Source organism: Pseudomonas sp. S04 (assembly GCF_009834545.1).
GTDB lineage: Bacteria > Pseudomonadota > Gammaproteobacteria > Pseudomonadales > Pseudomonadaceae > Aquipseudomonas.
In genome coordinates this window covers 5,926,223-5,947,720 of sequence record NZ_CP019427.1, presented here as the reverse complement: position 1 = coordinate 5,947,720, position 21,498 = coordinate 5,926,223, and the positions used below count along the sequence as shown (strand labels likewise).

The 21,498-nt window shown below is 62.1% G+C and carries 19 protein-coding genes; 10 read left to right on the top strand and 9 right to left on the bottom strand.

Annotation, left to right across the window (positions count from 1 at the left end; genetic code table 11):
- Positions 1 to 5 precede the first annotated feature (5 nt).
- Both PspS04_RS26755 and PspS04_RS26750 read right to left on the bottom strand, forming a co-directional pair.
- Complete coding sequence (locus tag PspS04_RS26755) at positions 6 to 1,541, bottom strand: phospholipase D family protein (RefSeq protein WP_159998932.1); 1,536 nt, start codon at positions 1,539 to 1,541, stop codon at positions 6 to 8.
- A 140-nt stretch (positions 1,542 to 1,681) separates the two neighbouring features.
- A complete protein-coding gene (locus PspS04_RS26750; RefSeq protein WP_159998572.1) occupies positions 1,682 to 3,103 on the bottom strand; it encodes an aminotransferase-like domain-containing protein in 1,422 nt (473 codons plus the stop codon).
- 175 nt (positions 3,104 to 3,278) lie between these two features.
- On the opposite strand from PspS04_RS26750, the gene PspS04_RS26745 reads away from it, so the two are divergent.
- Positions 3,279 to 3,521 (top strand): DUF1127 domain-containing protein, encoded by a 243-nt coding sequence (locus tag PspS04_RS26745; protein WP_095164856.1) that lies wholly within the window; start codon positions 3,279 to 3,281, stop codon positions 3,519 to 3,521.
- Positions 3,522 to 3,534: 13 nt separating this feature from the next.
- Here the strand turns inward: PspS04_RS26745 and PspS04_RS26740 are convergent, their stop codons facing one another.
- A complete protein-coding gene (locus PspS04_RS26740; RefSeq protein ID WP_095164855.1) occupies positions 3,535 to 4,845 on the bottom strand; it encodes an NAD(P)/FAD-dependent oxidoreductase in 1,311 nt (436 codons plus the stop codon).
- 149 nt (positions 4,846 to 4,994) lie between these two features.
- Here PspS04_RS26740 and PspS04_RS26735 point away from each other — a divergent pair, with 149 nt between their 5' ends.
- A complete protein-coding gene (locus tag PspS04_RS26735; RefSeq protein WP_095164853.1) occupies positions 4,995 to 5,348 on the top strand; it encodes a YkgJ family cysteine cluster protein in 354 nt (117 codons plus the stop codon).
- Between the two features lie 30 nt (positions 5,349 to 5,378).
- Here the strand turns inward: PspS04_RS26735 and PspS04_RS26730 are convergent, their stop codons facing one another.
- Positions 5,379 to 5,867, bottom strand: coding sequence for an Lrp/AsnC ligand binding domain-containing protein (locus tag PspS04_RS26730; RefSeq protein WP_003177284.1), 489 nt, complete (start codon positions 5,865 to 5,867; stop codon positions 5,379 to 5,381).
- 156 nt (positions 5,868 to 6,023) lie between these two features.
- Here PspS04_RS26730 and dadA point away from each other — a divergent pair, with 156 nt between their 5' ends.
- The 6 genes from dadA (at position 6,024) to PspS04_RS26700 (ending at position 12,151) form a co-directional block, all read left to right on the top strand.
- Entirely contained in the window at positions 6,024 to 7,328 is a 1,305-nt protein-coding gene (dadA, locus tag PspS04_RS26725; protein ID WP_095164851.1) for a D-amino acid dehydrogenase, read from the top strand.
- Entirely contained in the window at positions 7,300 to 7,653 is a 354-nt protein-coding gene (locus tag PspS04_RS26720) for a RidA family protein (protein ID WP_095164849.1), read from the top strand. Before dadA ends, PspS04_RS26720 begins: the two co-directional genes overlap by 29 nt.
- 92 nt (positions 7,654 to 7,745) lie before the next feature.
- A complete protein-coding gene (gene alr, locus PspS04_RS26715) occupies positions 7,746 to 8,819 on the top strand; it encodes an alanine racemase (RefSeq protein WP_159998570.1) in 1,074 nt (357 codons plus the stop codon).
- Positions 8,820 to 8,947: 128 nt separating this feature from the next.
- Complete coding sequence (locus PspS04_RS26710) at positions 8,948 to 9,496, top strand: cupin domain-containing protein (protein ID WP_019694258.1); 549 nt, start codon at positions 8,948 to 8,950, stop codon at positions 9,494 to 9,496.
- Positions 9,497 to 9,678: 182 nt separating this feature from the next.
- Positions 9,679 to 10,092: a c-type cytochrome gene (locus tag PspS04_RS26705; protein ID WP_095164845.1), complete on the top strand. Its 414-nt coding sequence runs from the start codon at positions 9,679 to 9,681 to the stop codon at positions 10,090 to 10,092.
- 136 nt (positions 10,093 to 10,228) lie between these two features.
- Positions 10,229 to 12,151, top strand: a complete 1,923-nt coding sequence (locus PspS04_RS26700) for an acetyl-CoA hydrolase/transferase C-terminal domain-containing protein (RefSeq protein WP_159998568.1) — start codon at positions 10,229 to 10,231, stop codon at positions 12,149 to 12,151.
- A gap of 39 nt (positions 12,152 to 12,190) precedes the next feature.
- On the opposite strand, the gene PspS04_RS26695 is transcribed toward PspS04_RS26700, so the two are convergent.
- Both PspS04_RS26695 and rep read right to left on the bottom strand, forming a co-directional pair.
- On the bottom strand, positions 12,191 to 12,763 hold the full coding sequence (locus PspS04_RS26695; protein WP_095081958.1) for a xanthine phosphoribosyltransferase: 573 nt from the start codon (positions 12,761 to 12,763) through the stop codon (positions 12,191 to 12,193).
- A gap of 57 nt (positions 12,764 to 12,820) precedes the next feature.
- Complete coding sequence (gene rep / locus PspS04_RS26690; RefSeq protein ID WP_095164841.1) at positions 12,821 to 14,830, bottom strand: DNA helicase Rep; 2,010 nt, start codon at positions 14,828 to 14,830, stop codon at positions 12,821 to 12,823.
- Between the two features lie 265 nt (positions 14,831 to 15,095).
- Between rep and PspS04_RS26685 the strand changes: the two genes are divergently transcribed.
- The gene (locus tag PspS04_RS26685) at positions 15,096 to 16,769 is read left to right on the top strand and encodes a putative bifunctional diguanylate cyclase/phosphodiesterase (protein ID WP_159998566.1); all 1,674 of its coding nucleotides are present in this window, start codon (positions 15,096 to 15,098) and stop codon (positions 16,767 to 16,769) included.
- Between the two features lie 18 nt (positions 16,770 to 16,787).
- Here the strand turns inward: PspS04_RS26685 and PspS04_RS26680 are convergent, their stop codons facing one another.
- On the bottom strand, positions 16,788 to 18,185 hold the full coding sequence (locus PspS04_RS26680) for a NorM family multidrug efflux MATE transporter (protein ID WP_095165196.1): 1,398 nt from the start codon (positions 18,183 to 18,185) through the stop codon (positions 16,788 to 16,790).
- Positions 18,186 to 18,343: 158 nt separating this feature from the next.
- Here PspS04_RS26680 and PspS04_RS26675 point away from each other — a divergent pair, with 158 nt between their 5' ends.
- Entirely contained in the window at positions 18,344 to 19,264 is a 921-nt protein-coding gene (locus PspS04_RS26675) for a LysR substrate-binding domain-containing protein (RefSeq protein WP_095164837.1), read from the top strand.
- 13 nt (positions 19,265 to 19,277) lie between these two features.
- Here PspS04_RS26675 and PspS04_RS26670 read toward each other — a convergent pair whose 3' ends face one another.
- Positions 19,278 to 20,771, bottom strand: coding sequence for a YifB family Mg chelatase-like AAA ATPase (locus PspS04_RS26670; protein ID WP_159998564.1), 1,494 nt, complete (start codon positions 20,769 to 20,771; stop codon positions 19,278 to 19,280).
- A gap of 259 nt (positions 20,772 to 21,030) precedes the next feature.
- Positions 21,031 to 21,291, bottom strand: a complete 261-nt coding sequence (locus PspS04_RS26665) for an accessory factor UbiK family protein (protein WP_159998562.1) — start codon at positions 21,289 to 21,291, stop codon at positions 21,031 to 21,033.
- Positions 21,292 to 21,498 lie beyond the last annotated feature (207 nt).

Here is a 21,498-nt window from a genome sequence, read left to right as displayed (position 1 = left end):
CGGGTTTACAGTATCCGCTCCAGGCCCAGGGTGTCGCTGAACCAGGCATTGAAGCGGCGCCACCAGTTTCCCGGCTCGCGAGTCAGGGTGTGCAGCTTGCCATCGTCTTCAGTGACCCAGACCAGTTGGCCCTCTTGTAACCGCACCGCATAGCTGAGAGGAGGCGCCATGCCTTCCAGGGCGAGTTCACGAACACGCTCGGCAAGCGCCGGGCTGTCGACCAGCACCCCGACTTCGGTGTTCCACAGCACCGAGCGCGGGTCGAAGTTGAATGAGCCGATGAACGCCTTTTGGCGATCGAAGATGATCGCCTTGCTGTGCAGGCTGGATTCGGAGCCGCGGTAGCTGGAACTGCGAAACAGGCTTGGCCCGCTACCGCCGCCTTCGCCCGGTTGCCGGCGTAGTTCAAACAGTTGCACGCCGTGCTCCAGCAGCGCCTTGCGGTAAGGGGCGTAGCCGCCGTGGACGGCGGGCACATCGGTGGCCTCCAGCGAGTTGGTCAGGAAGCTGACGGACACTCCGGCATCGGCCCGCCCGGTGAGATACACCAGTCCGGGTGGGCCGGGCACAAAGTAGGCTGAGATCATGATCAGCTCTTTGCTCACCCCTTGCAGTTCGGGGGCCAGTTGGGTGGTCAGTAGCAGTTGCGGATCCGGCTCACCCTTGGCCAGCACTTTGCTCGGAGCGTCCCACAACGCCTGGTTCCAGGCCCAGATCAGCTCGCTGCGCCAGAGGTCCAGGCGCGGATCGGTCTGGTAGGCCTTCAACTGCTGGTACAGGGCCTGGTTTTGCCGATGGCTTTCGTCCAGGGACGCTTGCAGCTGCGCGCGGGTCTCGGCCAGGTCCTTGGCCGTGGGCTGGCTGGAGACAAACTCATCGATCGGCTTGCTCAGGGCGCTGTTCCAGTACTGATCGAAGCTGTGGCCGAGCTGCTCAGCGACGGGTCCGACACCCAGCAGGTCGATGTCGGTGAAATTCAGCTTGGGCTGCGCATCGAAGTACTCGTCGCCCAGGTTGCGCCCGCCGACAATGGCGGCGCTGTTGTCCGCCAGCCACAGCTTGTTGTGCATGCGCCGGTGCTGCAGCGAGAGATTGAGCAGGCGGCCCATGGTGCGAGTGACGCCGGTGCTGCGGCCCAATTCCAGCGGATTGAACAGGCGAATCTGAATCTGTGGGTGAGCGGCCAGTGTGGCAATGGTCTGGACCTGGCCATCGCTGGTGAGGTCGTCGAGCAGGATGCGCACGCGCACGCCTCGGTCAGCGGCCTTGAGCAGTTCGCTGACCAGCAGTCGGGTACTGATACCGTCGTGGACGATGTAGTACTGCAGGTCGAGGCTGCGCTGCGCATTGCGGATCAACTCGGCACGGGCGGCGAAGGCTTCGCTGCTGTCCGATAGCAGGCGAAATCCGGATCGCCCTTCATGGGGGGCGGCCTGGGCCTGGATCGAGCGCCCGAAAGAGGACTCGGCAGCAGGCAATGCCTGGCTAGGCTCGCGGGGCACGTTGAGCGAGGCGCAACTGCTCAGCAACGCGGCGAGCATCAGGCAGAGCAGGGCGTTTTTTCGGCGCAAGTCGAATGTTCCTGCAGATGGGCAGGTAGGGAGTATGGCACGGCTGGCGAAGTCGTCGCGGCGTGCCGATGGCGCCTGGGAAGCTCTCGGGCATCGAGTTCCCAGATGAACTAGCTGGCCTCGGCCAGCAGGGCGATCGCCGCTGCACCCACCTTACGCACCGCTTCCTCGACCTGAGCCGTGGGTTTGGCTGCGTAGTTCATGCGCAGGCAATTACGGTACTTGCCTGAGGCGGAGAAAATACTGCCAACGGCGATCTGTACGCCCTGGTCGAGCAGCACCCGATTGAGCTTGAGCGTATCAAACCCTTCCGGCAGTTCGACCCACAGCATGAAGCTGCCCTGGGGGCGGCTGGCGCGGGTGCCGAGGGGAAAGTAGCGGCTGACCCAATCGAGCATCAGGTCGCGATTGCGCTGGTATTGGTTACGCATTCGCCGTAGATGCGGCTCGAAATGCCCGCCCTTGAGAAACTCGGCGATGGCAATTTGCGGTTGTGGCGCGGTCGAGCCGGTGCTGATGTATTTCATGTGCAGCACCCGCTCCAGGTACCGTCCGGGAGCGACCCAGCCAATCCGCAGCCCAGGTGCCAGGGTCTTGGAGAACGAACTGCAGAGCAGCACGCGACCGTCTTCATCGAAGGACTTGATGGTGCGCGGTCGAGGGTAGGTGTAGGCCAGTTCGCCATACACATCGTCTTCGATAATCGCCACGTCAAACCGTTGTGCCAGGGTCAACAGCGCACGTTTGCGCGACTCCGGCATGATGTAGCCGAGCGGGTTGTTGCAGTTGGGGGTCAACTGTATGGCTTTGATCGGCCACTGCTCGAGGGCCAGTTCCAGGGCGTCGAGACTGATCCCGGTGAGGGGGTCGGTGGGAATCTCCAGGGCCTTCATACCCAGCCCCTTGAGGGTCTGCATGGCGCCGTGAAAGCTCGGCGAGTCCACCGCGACGATGTCGCCTGGTTCGCAGATGGCGCGAATGCTGGTGGACAACGCTTCGTGGCAGCCCGTGGTGATCACCAGGTCGCTGGCGCTCAGTTGGCTGCCTGAATCGAGCAGCAGGCGGGCGATCTGCTCGCGCAGTTCCAGCACCCCGTAGATATTGTCGTAGTACAGCCCCGGCATGTCCTGGCGCCGACTGATCCGCGCCAGGCTGCGCAGCAGGGGCTGCATGGTCGGTGTGGTGATATCCGGCATGCCGCGGCCCAGTTGCACCACGTCCTTGCGTGGCACGGCGCGGATCAGCTCCAGCACCTGGTCCCACTGGGAGATGTCGACCGGGCGCTGGGCCGGGCGGCCTACCGCCGGCAGTTCGGGCAGTTCCCGCCCCACAGGGACAAAGTAGCCGGACTTGGGCTTGGGCCGCGCCAGCCCGCTGTCCTCCAGCACCCGATAGGCCTGCTGCACCGTGCTCAGGCTGACCCCATGCTCGACACTCAAGGCCCGCACGGAAGGCAGACGGTCACCGGGCCGGTAGAAGCCCTGTTCGATGCGCGTGCCGAGCAATTCGGCGAGGTTGACGTACAGCGTCATGTTTCAGCCTCGGTGTGAGAGGAGGGACCAGTACAGATCAGGAAAAAAACCATCATTCAGCGGTTAATTCAGCAAATCTGTATGGAGGTAATACAGGTCCATTGAATCTGTAATGGTTTTGCCTGCCCGCGCATCATGGAATCTCTGGCTACCCAAGTAAACAGGAGCACTAAAAATGAACGGCTTGAGCGATGTGCGGCTGACGTTACACAGTCAGGAACTGGTGGCAGGGCACGACCAGGGCATGCCGACGGCGATCCGCAATGCCCCGTCCTGCCTGGGGCGCTGGGGTTTGCTGTGGCACCGTCTGCACACGCGCAAGACCCTGCTCGAACTCACCCCGGAACAACTGCGCGATGTCGGCTTGAGTCGTGAGCAGGCGAGGGAAGAGGGGCTGAAGCCGTTCTGGCAGCTTTGAGCGGCTCTTCGGATCAGGCCAGCTCTTTGAGTCGGTGCCACAACATCCCCAGGGCCAGCAATGGCGAGCGCAAGTAGCGGCCGCCCGGGAAGGTCACGTGCGGTACTTTGGCGAACAGGTCGAAACCGCCGCTGTGCTGGCCGCTGATGGCTTCACCCAGTAGTTTGCCGGCCAGGTGAGTGGCATTCACCCCGTGTCCGGAGTACGCCTGGGCGTAATACACATTCGGCTGGTCCTTGAGCCGGCCAATCTGGGGCAGGCGGTTGGCGCCGATGCCGATCATGCCGCCCCACTGATAGTCGATCTTCACCGCGCTCAATTGCGGGAAAACCTCCAGCATCTTCGGTCGCATGTAGGCGCCGATGTCCGCCGGATCGCGGCCCGAATAGTGGCAGGCGCCGCCGAACAGCAGGCGTCGGTCTGCCGAAAGCCGGTAGTAGTCCAGCGCCACGCGTTGGTCGCACACGGCCATGTTCTGCGGCAGCAGGGCGTGGGCCTGCTCTTCACTCAAGGGTTCGGTGGCGATGATGTAGCTGCCGGCGGGCAGCACTTTGCCGCTCAGGTGCGGGTTGAGGTGATTGAGGTAGGCGTTGCAGCCCAGCACCAGGGTCTTGGCGCGGACCGAACCTTGCGCGGTGTGGACCTTGACCTCGGGCCCGTAGTCGATGCGGGTCACTGCCGATTGCTCGAACAGACGGACCCCCAGTTGCTGGGCGGCAGCGGCTTCACCCAGGGCCAGGTTCAGCGGGTGCAGGTGCCCCGAGCCCATGTCGATCAGTCCGCCCACGTAGCGGTCTGAGCCCACCACGCTGTGCATCTCGTGCGCTTGCAGCAGGCGGGTGGTGTGGCGATAACCGAGGCTGCGCAGTTCGTCCGCGTCCGCGGCGAAACCTTCCAAGTCGCGGGGTTTGTTGGCGAGGTCGCAGTAGCCCCAGGTCAGGTCGCAGGGGATCTGGAACTGCTCGACCCGCTGGCGAACGATGTCCACCGCCTCCAGGCCCATCAGTTTCATCTGGCGTACGCCTTCGGCCCCCAGCACATTGCTGAATTGGTCCAGGCCATGGCCGACACCACGAATCAACTGCCCGCCATTACGTCCGCTGGCGCCCCAGCCGATTTTGTGTGCTTCCAGCAGCACCACGCGAAGACCGCGCTGGGCCAGTTCAATGGCTGTGTTCAGGCCGGAAAAACCACCGCCCACCACGCACACGTCGGCCAGTTGCTCACCGGCAAGTACCGGATGATCCGGCTGCGGCAGGCTGCTGGCGGCGTAATAGGAGGCGATATGGGTGCTCGGGACAGGCGGCTGAACACGGGCAGTCATGGGTTGATCCTGATTATCGGGTGTTGAGTAAATTTTACGGAGCATAAGCCGGACCTTTCTGCCTGGGCAACACTGGTCGGTTGTTGCTGTCTGGCGCAGGGCTTTTAGGGCAAAATCCGACCTTGTTCACCTTAGGGGTATTTGTTTCGATGAGCTGCAACCGCGAGACCGTTCGTACCCTGCGCCAGCAGATTCCCTCGTTCGAGTGCGTGCCCGGCTGTCATGACTGCTGTGGTCCGGTCACCACGTCGCCGGAAGAAATGTCCCGCCTGCCGCGCAAGACTCGCGCCGAGCAGGATGCCGCCCTGGACGAGCTGAACTGCGTACACCTGGGTCCCAATGGCTGCACCGTGTATGGCGAGCGGCCGCTGATCTGTCGCTTGTTCGGCACCACCAAGACCCTGCCATGCCCCAACGGTCGCGGACCGGTGGAGTTGATCCACCCACGGGTCGAGGCGCAGGTGTTCGAGTACATGGCTGCTAACCGACAGGTTTTGGTGTAGGTCACAGCGCACGGACACTTACCACAGGCCTCAATCCGGAATCGGCAAGCTCAGGCTCTCCTTCACCTCTTCCATCACGATGTAGCTCTTGGACTCACGCACGTGGGGCAGTTTGAGCAGGATATCGCCGAGCAATTTGCGGTACGAGGCCATCTCGGAAATCCGTGCCTTCACCAGGTAGTCGAAGTCCCCGGATACCAAGTGGCATTCCAGTACGTGCGGCAGTTTCAGCACCGCGCGGCGGAACTCTTCGAAGGTGTCACCGGACTTGTAGTCCAGGCTGATCTCGACGAACACCAGCAAGCTGCCCTTGAGGTGTTGCGGATTGAGCCGGGCGTTGTAGCCCATGATGATCCCTTCGCGCTCCAGGCGCCGCACCCGCTCGGTACAGGGCGTGGTCGACAGGCCGACCTTCTCCCCCAGCTCAGTAAACGAAATGCGCCCGTCAGCCTGGAGGATGCGCAGGATGTTGCGGTCGATCTTGTCCAGCTCACGTTTGGTTTGAGTGTTGGTCCGCATAGGGGATGCGCCTCCGTGAAAAGCCAAATTGCCGAGAATTGTCGCCAAATATAGGCACTTATATAGTGAAAAGCACTGGCAAATGTTTTTTACACTGCGCTCATCATTGCTTGTACACAACAACGTCAGCGGTTTGCCGCGATGAGGGATAAAAAAATGCGCGTTCTGGTCTTGGGTAGCGGCGTAATCGGTACCGCCAGTGCCTACTATCTGGCTCGGGCCGGCTTTGAAGTGACGGTCGTGGATCGTCAACCGGCCGCTGCCATGGAAACCAGTTTCGCCAACGCCGGCCAGGTATCGCCGGGCTATGCGTCGCCATGGGCTGCTCCGGGTGTGCCGCTCAAGGCCATCAAGTGGCTGTTGCAGCGCCACGCCCCGCTGGCCATCAAGGCCACCGCCGATATCGACCAGTACCTGTGGATGGCGCAGATGCTGCGCAACTGTACCGCCAGCCGTTATGCGGTGAACAAGGAGCGCATGGTCCGCCTGTCCGAGTACAGCCGTGACTGCCTCGACGAATTGCGCGCCGAAACCGGTATCGCCTACGAAGGCCGCAGCCTGGGGACCACCCAGCTGTTCCGTACCCAGGCGCAACTGGATGGCGCCGCCAAGGACATCGCTGTACTCAAGGAGTCCGGTGTGCCGTTCGAGCTGCTCGACCGCGCCGGCATTGCCCGCGTCGAACCGGCCCTGGCCAGCGTCACCGACATCCTGGCCGGTGCCCTGCGCCTGCCGAACGACCAGACCGGCGACTGCCAGATCTTCACCACCCGCCTGGCGGAAATGGCGATCAAGCTGGGCGTTGAATTCCGCTTCGGTCAGGACATCCAGCGCCTGGACTTCGCCGGTGACCGGATCAACGGTGTGTGGATTGACGGCAAGCTGGAAACCGCCGACCGCTACGTGCTGGCGCTGGGCAGTTACTCGCCGCAGTTGCTCAAGCCGTTGGGCATCAAGGCCCCGGTGTATCCGCTCAAGGGTTACTCGCTGACCGTGCCGATCACCAATCCGGCCATGGCTCCGACCTCGACCATTCTCGACGAGACCTACAAGGTCGCGATCACCCGTTTCGACAACCGCATCCGCGTCGGTGGCATGGCGGAGATTGCCGGTTTTGACCTGTCGCTGAACCCGCGTCGGCGTGAAACGCTGGAGATGATCGTCAACGATCTCTATCCTCAGGGCGGCGACCTGCAGCAAGCCAGTTTCTGGACCGGCCTGCGTCCGACCACGCCGGATGGCACGCCGATTGTTGGTGCCACCCCGTTCAAGAACCTGTTCCTGAACACCGGTCACGGCACGCTCGGCTGGACCATGGCCTGTGGCTCCGGCCGCCTGCTCGCCGATCTGATGGCCAAGAAAACGCCGCAGATCAGCGCCGAAGGCCTCGATATTTCTCGCTATGGCAACACCCACCAGGAGTCTGCAAAACATGTCAATCCAGCGCCAGCTCACCAATGAGCGTTTGAGCCAGATCGTAGTCCACAGCGGTACGGTGTACCTGGCAGGACAGGTCGGCGACGACATGAACGCCGGAGTTGAACAGCAGACCCGCGAGACCCTGGCCAACATCGAGCGTTTGCTCGATCTGGCCGGTACCGACAAGACCCGGTTACTGTCGGCGACGATCTACCTGAAAGACATCGATGCCGACTTCCAGGGCATGAACAGTGTCTGGGACAGCTGGCTGCCGAAAAACGTCGCGCCAGCGCGGGCGACGGTGGAAGCCAAGCTGTGCGAACCAGAAATCCTGGTAGAAGTGTCGATAGTCGCCGCTCTGCCGTAAACGATCCCTCTGCCGGTGCTGTTGGCGGTTCATACTGTCTTCAGCGCCGGTTTTTTCTTCCCTCCCCGCCAACCGCCTGGAAGCCTGCCGCCATGCGTCCTGCTCGTGCCCTGATTGATCTGCAAGCCCTGCGTCACAACTACCAACTGGCCCGTGAAGTCTCGGGGGCGCGCGCCCTCGCGGTGATCAAGGCCGATGCCTATGGCCATGGCGCAGTGCGCTGTGCCCAGGCGCTGGAAGCGGATGCCGATGGGTTTGCCGTAGCCTGCATCGAAGAAGCCCTGGAGCTGCGCGCTGCTGGCATCCGTGCGCCGGTGTTGCTGCTCGAAGGCTTTTTCGAAGCCGATGAGCTGTCGCTGATCGTCGAGCAGGATTTGTGGTGTGTGGTGCATTCGTTGTGGCAGCTCGAAGCGATCGAGCAGGCGACGCTGCGCAAGCCGATCACCGTCTGGCTCAAGCTGGACTCGGGCATGCACCGCGTCGGCCTGCATCCTGCGGATTATCAGGCGGCGTATCAACGGCTGCTGGCCAGCGGCAAGGTCGCGAAAATCGTGCTGATGAGCCACTTCGCCCGCGCCGATGAGCTCGATAGCAGCAGTGCAGGCGAGCAGGTCGCGGTATTTGAAGCTGCGCGCCAGGGCTTGTCGGCGCAGGTCAGCCTGCGTAACTCGCCGGCCGTGCTGGGTTGGCCGCAGGTGCCCAGCGACTGGGTGCGCCCCGGCATCATGCTGTATGGCGCCACCCCGTTCGAGGAAGCCAACTCTGTGGCCGCGCGTTTACAGCCGGTGATGACCCTGGAGTCGAAAGTCATCAGTGTGCGCGAATTGCCGGCCGGCGAACCCGTGGGTTATGGCGCCCGTTACATCACGCCAAAACCCATGCGCCTGGGTGTGGTCGCCATGGGCTATGCCGACGGTTATCCGCGGCAGGCGCCGACCGGTACGCCGGTGCTGGTGGCGGGGCAGCGCAGTCAGTTGTTGGGGCGTGTGTCGATGGACATGCTGTGTATCGATTTGACCGATGTGCCCCAGGCTGGCCTGGGTTCGACGGTCGAGTTATGGGGCAAAAACATCCTCGCCAGCGATATCGCGATGGCTGCGGGCACCATTCCTTACCAGATCTTCTGCAACCTGCGTCGGGTGCCACGGCTCTATTCCGAGGCCTGACGGGCCGCGGGGTACAGCCGCTGGGGCGCTGGCGAACCGGACCTGGGCTCAAGTGTTGTAAATACTGAACGCTGTCGCCATGATAACGCTCAATATTTACATAACCTGAATCCTGGGAGGCAAATGCATTGGACGTCGGTGAACGACTGCAATCGATCCGCAAACTAAAAGGTCTTTCCCAGCGTGAGCTCGCCAAACGCGCGGGTGTGACCAACAGCACCATTTCCATGATCGAGAAAAACAGTGTCAGCCCTTCCATCAGTTCGCTGAGGAAGGTGCTTGGCGGCATCCCCATGTCCATGGTCGAGTTCTTTTCCGAAGAGATCCTCCAGGAAAAACCAACGCAGATCGTCTATAAAGCCAACGAGCTGATCGATATCTCCGATGGCGCGGTGACCATGAAACTGGTGGGCAAGGCCCATCCGAGCCGTGCAATCGCCTTCCTCAACGAGATCTATCCACCGGGTGCCGATACCGGTGAAGAGATGCTTACCCACGAAGGGGAGGAAACCGGGATTCTGCTCGAAGGGCGCCTGGAATTGGTGGTCGGGCTTGAGACCTTCGTGCTCGAAGCCGGTGACAGCTACTATTTTGAAAGCACCAAGCCACATCGTTTCCGCAATCCGTTTGATGCGCCTGCGCGACTAATCAGCGCAGCCACACCAGCCAATTTCTAAGAAAAGAGGCGTCCGCCAAGGTTTTTCGAGGCGCCCGAGCAGTATTTCGCCATGACTTAATACCCCTAGGACTTTAGGGTTGTTTCAGTGTGGCGGGCTAACCGTTATACTTGCGCCCGCCTGCGAAACCGTGGCCGTGGGCGTGACTAGCCACCATTGAGGGTGTACGCGTGAACCTAATTATGAAAATGCTGGCCGCACCAGCAACCGTATTGGCCCTTTGGGCAGTCAGCGCTCAAGCTGCGACCAACGACGATATTGCCAAGCGCCTTGAACCAGTCGGCCAGGTCTGTGTGCAAGGTCAGGAGTGCAAGGGGATGGAAGTCGCTGCTTCGGCAGGCGGCGGCGGGGCGAAAACCCCGGATGAGATTATTGCCAAACATTGCAACGCTTGCCACGGTAGTGGCCTGCTGGGCGCACCGAAAATCGGTGACACTGCAGCCTGGAAAGAGCGTGCCGATCACCAGGGCGGCCTTGACGGCATCCTGGCCAAGGCCATTACCGGGATCAACGCAATGCCTCCTAAAGGCACCTGCGCAGACTGCTCCGATGATGACCTCAAAGGCGCCATCCAGAAGATGTCCGGCCTGAAATAAGCCGCCGTCTTCAGCAAAAAAAGCCGCTTGCGAGCGGCTTTTTTGTGCCTGGGATTTGACCTCAAGACTGGTCATGGCACGCAAGACCCGGCAAGCTCGGGTTAGCGTCATTCATGGATAGGTCGGGAGGGGTCTGATGGTGCAGTCCGTTTCAATCGAGCAGGCAGTCGATGAAGTACTGGCGCGGTTACCCGCGCACATCCACCTCGGCATGCCGTTGGGATTAGGCAAACCCAACCGCTTCGTCAACGCGCTCTATCAACGCATCGCCCAACTGCCCGAGCGCCAGCTGACGGTCTACACCGCTTTGAGCCTGGGTCGTCCGCCCCTGGGCGACGGCCTGCAGCGACGGTTCCTGGAGCCTTTCATCGAGCGCGTGTTTGGCGACTACCCGGAGTTGGACTTCCTCGCTGACCTGCGTAAAGACCAACTGCCCGCAAACATCCACATCCAGCAGTTTTTCATGCAGCCTGGCAGCTTGCTGCACAGCGCTTCGGCACAGCAGGACTACGTCAGCAGCAATTACAGCCACGCCGCCCGGGATATCAACGCCGCCGGCTTGAACCTGGTGGCGCAACTGGTGGCCCACGACCCACAGCACCCTGGCCGCCTGAGCCTGAGCTGCAATCCCGATATCACCCTCGACCTGCTGCCCATGATTGCCAAGCGCAGGGCGGCGGGTGAAACCATCCTGATGCTCGGCCAGGTGCACAGCGACCTGCCGTACATGCCCGGTGATTCAGAAGTCGACCGCGAGACGTTCGACTGGCTGATCGACGAGGAGGAGCGCAGTACCCTGTTTTCCACCCCCAACATGCCGGTGGGTTTCCAGGATCATTTCATCGGCTTGCACGCCAGCACCCTGGTGCGCGACGGTGGCACCCTGCAGATCGGCATTGGCTCCATGGGCGATGCGCTGACCGCCGCGTTGCTCGCGCGGCAAGCGGACAACGAGCATTACCGCGCGCTGCTGACCGACCTCGACGCGCACTACTGGGCACCCCTGATCAGTCGCGAAGGGGGCGTCGAGCCTTTTGCCAAAGGGTTGTACGGTTGCAGCGAAATGTTCGTCAACGGCCTGTTGGCGTTGTCTGACGCCGGCATCGTGCGGCGCAAGGTTTACCCCGACGTTGCCCTGCAACAGCAGGCCAATGCCGGCACCCTGGATGAGTCGGTGGCGCAGGGCGGGGTGTCGATTCACGGTGGATTTTTCCTCGGCCCGCGCAGCTTCTACCAACGCCTGCGCGATCTGCCCCAGGACCAGCTCGGCGAATTCAACATGACCGCCATCAGCTATATCAACGAGCTGTACGGGCAGGAGCAGCTCAAGCGCCTGCAGCGCCAGGATGCACGCTTCATCAACAGTGCCTTCACCATGACCCTGATGGGGGCCGGGGTAGCGGACCAACTGGAGGATGGGCGAGTGCTGAGTGGGGTCGGCGGACAATACAACTTTGTCGTCCAGGGCCATGCCCTGGAGGGCGCGCGCTCGATCCTGATTCTGCGCAGTTGCCGTGAGTCGGGCGGCGACATCAGCTCCAACATCGTCTGGCAGTACGGCCACTGCACGATCCCGCGCCACTTGCGCGACATCGTGATCACCGAGTACGGGATCGCCGACCTGCGCGGTCAAACCGATGCCAAGGTCATCGAATTGCTGCTGAACATCAGCGATTCACGTTTCCAGCCGGGCTTGATCGAGCAGGCGCAGAAAGCCGGCAAGCTGGCCAAGGATTTCCGCCTGCAAGAGCGCTTCACCGACAACACCCCGCAGCGCTTGCAGGCCATCGCCGCACGGCACCCACAGTTGTTCCCGGAGTATCCGTTGGGCAGTGATTTTTCCAGCGAGGAACGGGACTTGTTGCGGGCGTTGAACTGGCTCAAGAGCAAATTCAAGCTGACCGAGATCCTCCAGTTGGGCAAGGCCGCGCTGGATGCGCCGCAGGCGTCGGAGTACCCGCAGCACCTGGCGCGCATGCAACTGACGACGCCTGAGGGCTTGAAGGAGGATCTGTATCAGCGCTTGCTGCTGGCAGGCTTGAAGGCCACGGCGCAGTAGCAGCCCCCACCGAACACTGGTGGGAGCGAGCCGGGGGCATTACTCGATGAACGTCACTACGCCGCCTGCCAGGGATTTGACCCGGGCCAGGGATTCCACGCGGTAGCCTTGGGAGTCCAGCTCGGCACGGCCGCCCTGGAACGACTTTTCGATCACGATGCCCAGGCCGGCCACGGTGGCGCCTGCCTGCTTGATGATCGAAATCAGGGCCTGGGACGCCTTACCGTTGGCCAGGAAGTCGTCGATGATCAACACGCGGTCGCTGCTGGTCAGGTGGCGCGGGGAGATGGCCACGGTGCTTTCGGTCTGCTTGGTGAACGAGTAAACGGTCGCCGACAGCAGGTTTTCAGTCAGGGTCAGGGACTGGTGCTTGCGGGCGAAGATCACCGGAACGCCCAGGTTCAGGCCGGTCATGATAGCCGGGGCGATGCCCGAGGCTTCGATGGTGACGATCTTGGTGATCCCCGAATCCTTGAACAGCGCGGCGAATTCGTCGCCGATCAGCTTCATCAACGCCGGGTCGATCTGATGGTTCAGAAAGGCGTCGACTTTCAGGACCTGGTCGGAAAGCACGATGCCTTCTTCGCGAATTTTCTTGTGCAGTGCTTCCACAACAGCTTCCTCTGGTGGCGCGACGGGCGCCGAAAGTAGATTAAAAAGTAGTCGATTCTAGCGCTTTAACATCGCGCGTATATCTGCCAATGCGGTATTACCGCGCACGGCTTTGACTTCGGTCGGGGTGTCGTCATTGCCTTCCCAGGCCAGGTCGTCCGGCGGCAACTCATCGAGGAACCGGCTCGGGGAGCAGTCGATGATCTCGCCGTACTGCTTGCGCTTGGCGGCGAAGGTGAAGGCCAGGGTCTGGCGTGCGCGGGTAATCCCGACATAGGCCAGGCGCCGTTCTTCCTCGATGGTGTCGGCTTCGATACTGGAGCGGTGCGGGAGGATTTCCTCCTCCATGCCCATGATGAATACGTAGGGAAATTCCAGGCCCTTGGAGGCGTGCAAAGTCATCATCTGCACGCCTTCGGCGCCGTCTTCCTCTTCCTGCTGACGTTCGAGCATGTCACGCAGGACCAGCTTGCCGATGGCATCCTCCACGGTCATGTCGCCTTCTTCGTCCTTCTCGAGGGTGTTCTTCAACGCCTCGATCAGGAACCAGACGTTGCCCATGCGGTAGTCGGCGGCCTTGTCGCTGGAGCTGTTGGTGCGCAGCCAGTTTTCGTAGTCGATGTCCATGACCATGCTGCGCAGGGCCGAAATCGGATCTTCGCCGGCGCACTGCTCGCGGACCTTGTCCATGAAGCGCTTGAAGCGCGCCAGGCGGTCGGTGAAGCGGCTATCCAGGTGCTCGCCCAGGCCGATCTCGTCGGTGGCGGCGTACATCGAAATCTTGCGTTCGGTAGCGTAGTTGCCGAGTTTTTCCAGGGTGGTCGAGCCGATTTCCCGGCGCGGGACGTTGATCACGCGCAGGAAGGCGTTGTCGTCATCCGGGTTCACAATCAGCCGGAAGTAGGCCATCAGGTCCTTCACTTCCTGGCGTCCGAAAAAGCTGTTACCGCCGGACAGGCGATACGGCACCTGGTGGTGCTGCAACTTCAGCTCGATCAGCTTGGCCTGGTAGTTACCCCGGTACAGGATCGCAAAATCGCTGTACGGGCGGTCGGTACGCAGGTGCAGACTGAGGATCTCCACGGCCACGCGCTCGGCTTCGGCGTCTTCGTTGCGGCAGCGGATCACGCGGATCTCGTCACCGTGGCCCATCTCGCTCCACAGCTGCTTTTCAAACTCGTGGGGGTTGTTGGAGATCAGCACGTTGGCGCAACGCAGGATGCGGCTGGTGGAGCGGTAGTTCTGCTCCAGCATCACCACTTTCAAGGACGGGTAGTCGTCCTTGAGCAGCATCAGGTTTTCCGGACGGGCGCCGCGCCAGGCGTAGATCGACTGGTCGTCGTCGCCCACCACGGTGAACTGGTTGCGCTTGCCGATCAGCAACTTCACCAGCAGGTACTGGCTGGCGTTGGTGTCCTGATATTCGTCCACCAGCAGGTAGCGAACTTTGTTCTGCCACTTTTCGAGGATATCGGCGTGTTCCTGGAACAGCTTGACCGGCAACAGGATCAGGTCGTCGAAGTCCACCGCGTTGAACGCCTTGAGCGTGCGCTGGTAGTGGGTGTAGACGATGGCCGCGGTCTGTTCCTTTGGATTGCGCGCATTTTCCAGCGCCTCGGGCGGCAGGATCAGGTCGTTCTTCCAGGCGCCGATCATGTTCTTGATCTCGTCGACGCCGTCGTCGCCCGAGTATTCCTTCTGCATGATGTCGGTCATCAGGGCTTTGACGTCGGTCTCGTCGAAGATCGAGAAACCGGGCTTGTAGCCCAGGCGCACATGCTCCTTGCGGATGATGTTCAGCCCCAGGTTGTGGAAGGTGCACACCGTCAGGCCGCGGCCTTCACCGCCCTTGAGCAGGGTGCCGACGCGCTCCTTCATCTCGCGCGCCGCCTTGTTGGTAAAGGTCATGGCGACGATGTACTGGGCGCGGATGCCGCAGTTCTGGATCAGATGCGCAATCTTGCGGGTGATCACGCTGGTCTTGCCGGAGCCAGCGCCGGCGAGCACCAAAAGAGGGCCGCCGACGTAGCTCACGGCTTCTTGCTGCCGGGGATTGAGTCGGGACATGGCGGAAAAAGGAGTCGTTTGCGAAAAGGGCGGGCATTTTAACAGGATGCACGGATTCTGCCGCCTCTCTCCGACTTGTGACGTAGCACTCGATCTGTATTTGCCGGTTTTGTTACTTTCGCGCAGGATGCAGGGAGAATTTGCGTCTAATGTTCGATCTCTGAAGTGGCACAAATTTATGATTGAGAATCAATGACATTTGTCATTGTTCAGCTGTGCGTCATAATGCCACCGCCAACATCTTTGCAGAGTCTAGGGAGCTAGCTTGTCTACGCCTGTCGAACCCTTGCGTTTGCTGCTGCTGGCCGAAGAGCCAGTATGGGCAGCGTTGTTGCGCGAGTGTCTGGCTCCGATGGGGAGCTCGGCTGTGCTGATCAGTGCACCGACCTGGGAGTCGGTGAGCAGTCTATTTACCGATAATCGCTCTGCGGTCCTGCTGACTATTCCTGCTCTGCAACCGGAACCTGGGCGGTGCAGCCTGCCGACGGTGTTGCTGCTCGAACATGAACCCCTCAACCCACCGGACGGTGTCAGCGACTGGCTGGTGCGCGATGCGCTGGATGCCGGCATCCTGCGGCGTTGCCTGCGGCATGTGCGTGAACGCGGGGTGCTGGAAAACACCTTGCAACGTCTTGCCGAACAGGACCCCTTGACCGGCATCGCCAATCGCCAGGGCTTCCAGACCTTGCTAGCCACGCGCCTGGCGGAAAACGACGGCCGGGGCCTGGCGCTGGGGCACCTGGATCTCGACAATTTTCGCTACGCCAACGACGCCCTGGGCCATCAGGCCGGCGACCGATTGATCCTGCAGGTGGTCGCGCGGCTCAAAAGCCAGCTTGAGGCCGGTGATCAACTGGCGCGCCTGGGCAGTGACGAATTTGCCTTGCTCATCGACACCCGCCGCGCGCCGCAACGCGCCGAGTGGATGGCCGAGCGCATCACCGAAGCCTTGTCCGAACCCTACTGGATCGACGGTGAAAGCCTGTTGATCGGCGCCAGCCTGGGGATTGCCCACGCGCGTGCCCAGGCCGGTGCCGACCCGCTGATGTGGCATGCCCATATCGCCATGCAGCAGGCCAAGAGCACCCAGGGTTGCACCTTCCATATCTTCAACGAGCGGATCAACCGCAACGCCCGCAGCATGGCTGACCTGGAAAGCGAGTTGCGCCGAGCCTTGCGCCGCGATGAGCTGGAGCTGCATTACCAGCCACGGCTGAACCTGGATGACGGGCAAATTGTCGGCCTCGAAGCCCTGGTGCGCTGGCGGCATGCTGAACGTGGCTTGTTGCCGCCCAGTGAGTTCGTGCCGCTGGCCGAGCAGAGCGGGCTGATCGTGCCGCTCGGTTACTGGGTCATCTCCCGCGCCCTGCGGGACATGCAGGCGTTGCGCGAGCGCGGCCTACCGCCGTTGCACATGGCGGTCAATCTGTCGTTCCGCCAGTTCCAGGACAGCCAGTTGCTCTCGACCTTGAGCCGCTTGATCACCGAGCGGGGAGTCGATGCGCAGTGGCTGGAGTTCGAACTCACCGAAACCGCGGTGATGCGGCGCAGTGATCTGGTCCAGCAGACCATGGATGCCTTGGGTCGACTCGGCGTGCGGTTTTCCCTGGACGACTTTGGCACCGGGTTCTCCTCGTTCGTGCACCTCAACAGCCTGCCGATCGCCTTGCTGAAAATCGACAAGAGCTTTGTCGGTGGCATGGAAGGGCGTGAAGAGAATCGCAAGCTGGTCCACGCGATGATCAACCTGGCCCACAACCTCCATCTGGAAGTCGTCGCCGAGGGCGTCGAAACCCCGGAGCAGCTTGAGCTATTACGTGGCTTCGGTTGCGACCAGGTGCAGGGCTACCTGATCAGCAAGCCGTTGCCGCTGTCTGAACTGGTGGAGTACCTGACCTTCGGCTCCAGCCAGCAGACAGTGCTGGAAATCGTCAACTGAGCTCGCCCCACAGGCAGGTCAGTCCGGCTGAGACATCTGGAAATCAGCTTGCGGCGCCGGCTCTTGCCGGATCATCCGCTTCATCTTCCACTCGAACCCCAGCGTCAGGCTCACAGCCGCGCAGGCCAGCCCCAGGGCCAGGCCCCACCAGACGCCGGTCGGCCCCCAGTGCAGGTGGAAGGCCATCCACCAGGCGGCCGGTGCGCCGATCAGCCAGTAGCAACCCAGGCCCACCAGAAAGGTGGTCTTGGCGTCCTTGAGGCCACGTATGCAGCCCATGGCGATGGTCTGCACACCGTCGAACAGCTCGAACCATGCGGCCACGGCCAGCAGGCTGACGGCCAGTTGGATGACGTCGGCAAACTGTGGGTCGTTGTGGTCCAGGAACAAACCGACCAGTTGATTGGGCAGCAGCCAGAACACCATGGCGAAACCCAGCATCGCCACCGCGCCAAAGCCAATCCCGACCCGTCCGGCCAGGCGTGCGTCGAGCAGTTGCCCGGCGCCGTAATGCTGGCCGATGCGCATGGTGATGGCATAGGACAGCCCTGCCGGCACCATGAACGCCACCGAGACAATTTGCAGGGCAATTTGGTGGGCACCCAGTTGCGTGCTGCCCATGGTGCCCATGCACAGGGCCGCGAAGGCGAACAGCCCGACCTCGACCGCATAAGTTCCGCCAATCGGCAGGCCCAGGCGCCACAACTCCCGCAGGTACTGGCGATTGGGCCGGGACAGGCCTGCGCGCAATGGGTACGCCTCGTACGCCGGGTGCCGGCGAATGTGCCAGGCCAGGCCCAGGGCCATGCAGTTGGCCACGATCGCGGTCACCAGGCCGATCCCCACCAGGCCCATTTTCGGCAGGCCGAACATCCCGGTGATCAGCGCGTAGTTGAGCAGGAAGTTGGCCAGGGTGCCGATGACGCTGATGACCATCACCGGAGTGGCCCGGCCGATGGCGCTGGTGAAGCCGCGCAACGCCATGAAGCTCAGGTAGCCAGGCAGGGCAAACGGCAGGATCAGCAGGAACTGGCCGGCCATCTCGACGTTACTGGCCGTCTGGCCGAACAACAGCAACACCGGTTTGAGGTTCCACAACAGCAGGCCCGCGACCAATGCCATCAGCCAGGCCAGCCATAGCCCGGCCTGGGTCAGGCGTGCCGCACCGGGAATGTCGCCCGCGCCCTGGCGGATCGAGACCAGCGTGCCGACCGCGGCGATCACGCCGATGCAGAAAATCGACACGAACGAATAGGTCGCCGCTCCCAGGCCACCACCCGCCAGCGCCTCGGGGCTGATTTTGGCCATCATCAAGGTGTCGGTGAGCACCATCAGCATGTGCGCCAACTGCGAGGCGATCAACGGCCCCGCCAGCCGTAGGATGGCCCGCAATTCGGTACGTGCTGGATGCTGCATGGTCATCACGCGTGTTTCCTGGAAATAAGGGGGAGCCGCTGATTCTCGGCGCTCTCAGACGAATGCACAAAGGGATAAAAACGATCACTGGCATGATTAAAACTCATGCTGGCGAGTTTCTGCTAGGGTTTGCCCATTGCGCTATAGGAGCTTTCCCAATGTCCCGTCGTCTTCCTCCTCTGTATGCCCTGCGTGCTTTCGAGGCTGCGGCGCGGCACAGTTCGTTCACCCGTGCCGCGCAAGAGCTGTCGATTACCCAGAGCGCCGTCAGCCGGCATATTCGTACGCTGGAAGAGCACTTTGCCTGCCGACTGTTTCAACGCAGTGGTCGCAACCTGCAATTGACCGAGGCCGCTCGCCTGTTGCTGCCCGGAGTGCGTGAAGGTTTTGGTGCACTGGAGCGCGCCTGCAACACCTTGCGCAGCGAAGATGACATCTTGCGCATGAAAGCTCCTTCGACCCTGACCATGCGCTGGTTGCTGGCGCGGCTTAGTCGCTTTCGGCATCTGCAGCCGGGCAATGAAGTGCAACTGACCAGCGCCTGGATGGACGTCGACTCGGTGGATTTCAATCATGAACCCTTCGACTGTGCGGTACTGCTGAGCAATGGGCATTTTCCACCGGACTGGGAAGCCAGTTACCTGTTCCCGGAGCTGTTGATACCGGTCGGTGCGCCGAATCTGCTCAACGATCAGCCCTGGGATCTCGAGCGGCTGGCCAGTACCGAACTGCTGCACCCCACCCCTGATCGTCGCGACTGGCGCAGTTGGCTGGAGCGCATGGGGCTCTCCGAGCAGGTGTCGCTCAAGGGCGGGCAAGTGTTCGATACCCTGGAACTGGGGATGATCGCCGCGGCACGTGGCTATGGTGTGTCCATGGGCGACCTATTGATGGTGGCCGAGGATGTGGCGCAGGGACGCCTGAGCCTGCCCTGGCCGACCGCCGTTGCCAGTGGCCTGAATTACTACCTGGTCTGGCCGAAAACCCGTCCGGGTGGTGAGCGTTTGCGGCGGCTCAGCGACTTCCTGCAAGGCGAGGCACAGGCCATGGAGCTGCCGGACGTCGAGCGTCTGGACTGAGTCGGCAGCGGGGTTATTGATTGGCCGGCCGATAGTGCAGTGCTTCAGCCAGGTGTTCGCGGCTGATGCCCTGCGCCTGTTCGAGATCGGCCAGGGTCCGGGAGACCTTGAGTAGTCGATGGGCCGCCCTGAGCGACAGGGTCAGGCGTTCGCAGGCGCTTTCCAGCCAGCGCTCGTCCACTGTGGACAACTGGCAATGCCGGCGCAGCCCCGGCAGGTCGAGGAAGGCGTTGGCGCAGCCCTGGCGCTGCTGCTGAACCTCGCGAGCCATGGCAACGCGCTCGGCAGCACGGGCGGAGTTGTCGCCCGGCTGGGTGGCGGGATTGAGTGCAGTGGTCTCGCGGGCGACGGTCAGGTGCAGGTCGATGCGGTCGAGCAACGGGCCGGAGAGCTTGTGCCGGTAACGCTGGACCATCTCCGTGGTGCAGGAGCAGCGACCGCTGGGCTCGCCCAGGTAGCCACAGGGGCAGGGATTCATGGCCGCCACCAGTTGGAAACGCGCCGGGAAACGCACTCGGTCCCGGGCGCGGGAAATCACGATATAGCCAGATTCCAGCGGCTCTCGTAATACCTCCAGCACCTTGCGATCGAACTCCGGCAGCTCGTCGAGAAACAGCACGCCGTGGTGGGCGAGGGTGATTTCCCCGGGCTGGGGTTTTGAACTGCCGCCTACCAGCGCCGGGCCGGACGCCGAGTGATGGGGCTGGCGGAAAGGACGTTGCGGCCAATGACTCAACGGCACACCGCTGGCGACCGACTGGATCGCCGCCACCTCCAGGGCCTCACTTTCCGTCAGCGGTGGCAGTAATCCGGGCAAGCGACTGGCCAGCAGGGTTTTCCCGGTCCCGGGTGGCCCGCTGAACAGTAGGTTATGGGCGCCCGCCGCGGCTATCAGCAGGGCCCGCTTGGCGGCGGCCTGGCCTTGTACTTCGCTCAAGTCGGGGTAGGGCTTGCTGGCATGGAGCAAACCGTTGGAGCGGTAAGGCTCGATGGGGGTATGGCCGTTGAAGTGAGCGACCGCTTCCAGCAAATGATGCACCGCGAGCACCTTGAGCCCGGAGGCCAGGCAAGCTTCCTCGGCATTCGCCCAGGGCACCACCAGCGCCCGCCCGGCCTGGCGCGCCGCCAAGGCGGCCGGTAACACGCCGCGAACCGCCCGCACCTCACCGGAAAGCGCCAGTTCCCCCAGGCACTCCACGTCATCCAGGGTCAGGGTTGGCACCTGCACGCTGGCCGAAAGAATCCCCAGGGCAATCGCCAGGTCAAAGCGCCCACCGTCCTTGGGCAAGTCGGCGGGAGCGAGATTCAAGGTGATGCGCCGCGCTGGAAACTGCAGGCCCGAATTGATGATCGCGCTGCGCACCCGGTCCTTGCTCTCTTTCACCGCCGCTTCGGGCAAGCCGACCATCGTCAGTGATGGCAAGCCATTGGCCAGGTGGACTTCGACAGTGACAGCCGGTGCCTCCACGCCAATCTGGGCGCGGCTGTGGACGATGGACAGGGACATGAGCATTCCTTGAACGAAAAAGAGCCGCTTCCTGCGGTTGTTCAAGGGTAGTTGCGAGGGGGTGTTTTAGCACCGCGCGAGACGCGCCAAACGTTCGCAGGATGTTGCCGGTGGCCTGCGCGGCGTTCGTGTAGGAGCGAGCTTGCTCGCGAAGAACTCGAGGGCGACGCGTTGAGTCAGGCTTGACGCGTTATCGTTGATGTCCATCTCGAGCAGGCTCCCACAGTGTGATCAGCCAGTGCCCACAAGGGGCAGGGAATTACTCGGCAGGCGGATTGAGCCTGGCTTCCAGCTCCGCGACTTTCGCTTCAAGGCTTTCCAGGCGTGCCCGGGTGCGGGCCAGGACGATCATCTGGCTGTCGAATTCTTCCCGGCTGACCAGGTCCAGCTTGCTGAAGCCGCTTTGCAGCAGGGCCTTGAACTGGCTTTCGATTTCGCTTTTGGGCAGCGGGGTGTCGCCGCTGAACAGGCGGGAGGCGTGGCCGCTCAGGGCGTCGAGGAGGTCTTTGGGCGCGAGCATGTAGGGAGTCCTTAAACTGATGGCGGGCAGTGTATCACGCAGTGTTCAGGCTCATTTATCCCGGTGCGGCGCACGCTTTTCGCGCATCGGTCCGTCTGTCGGCGCACCGTTATTGTGCGTATCTCTGGGCGCGCATTTCTGCAATGGCCTGGGTTTAAAGGCAAGAGATTGAAATCAGTGGTTTTTCTGGAGATGGCAAGCTTTCTG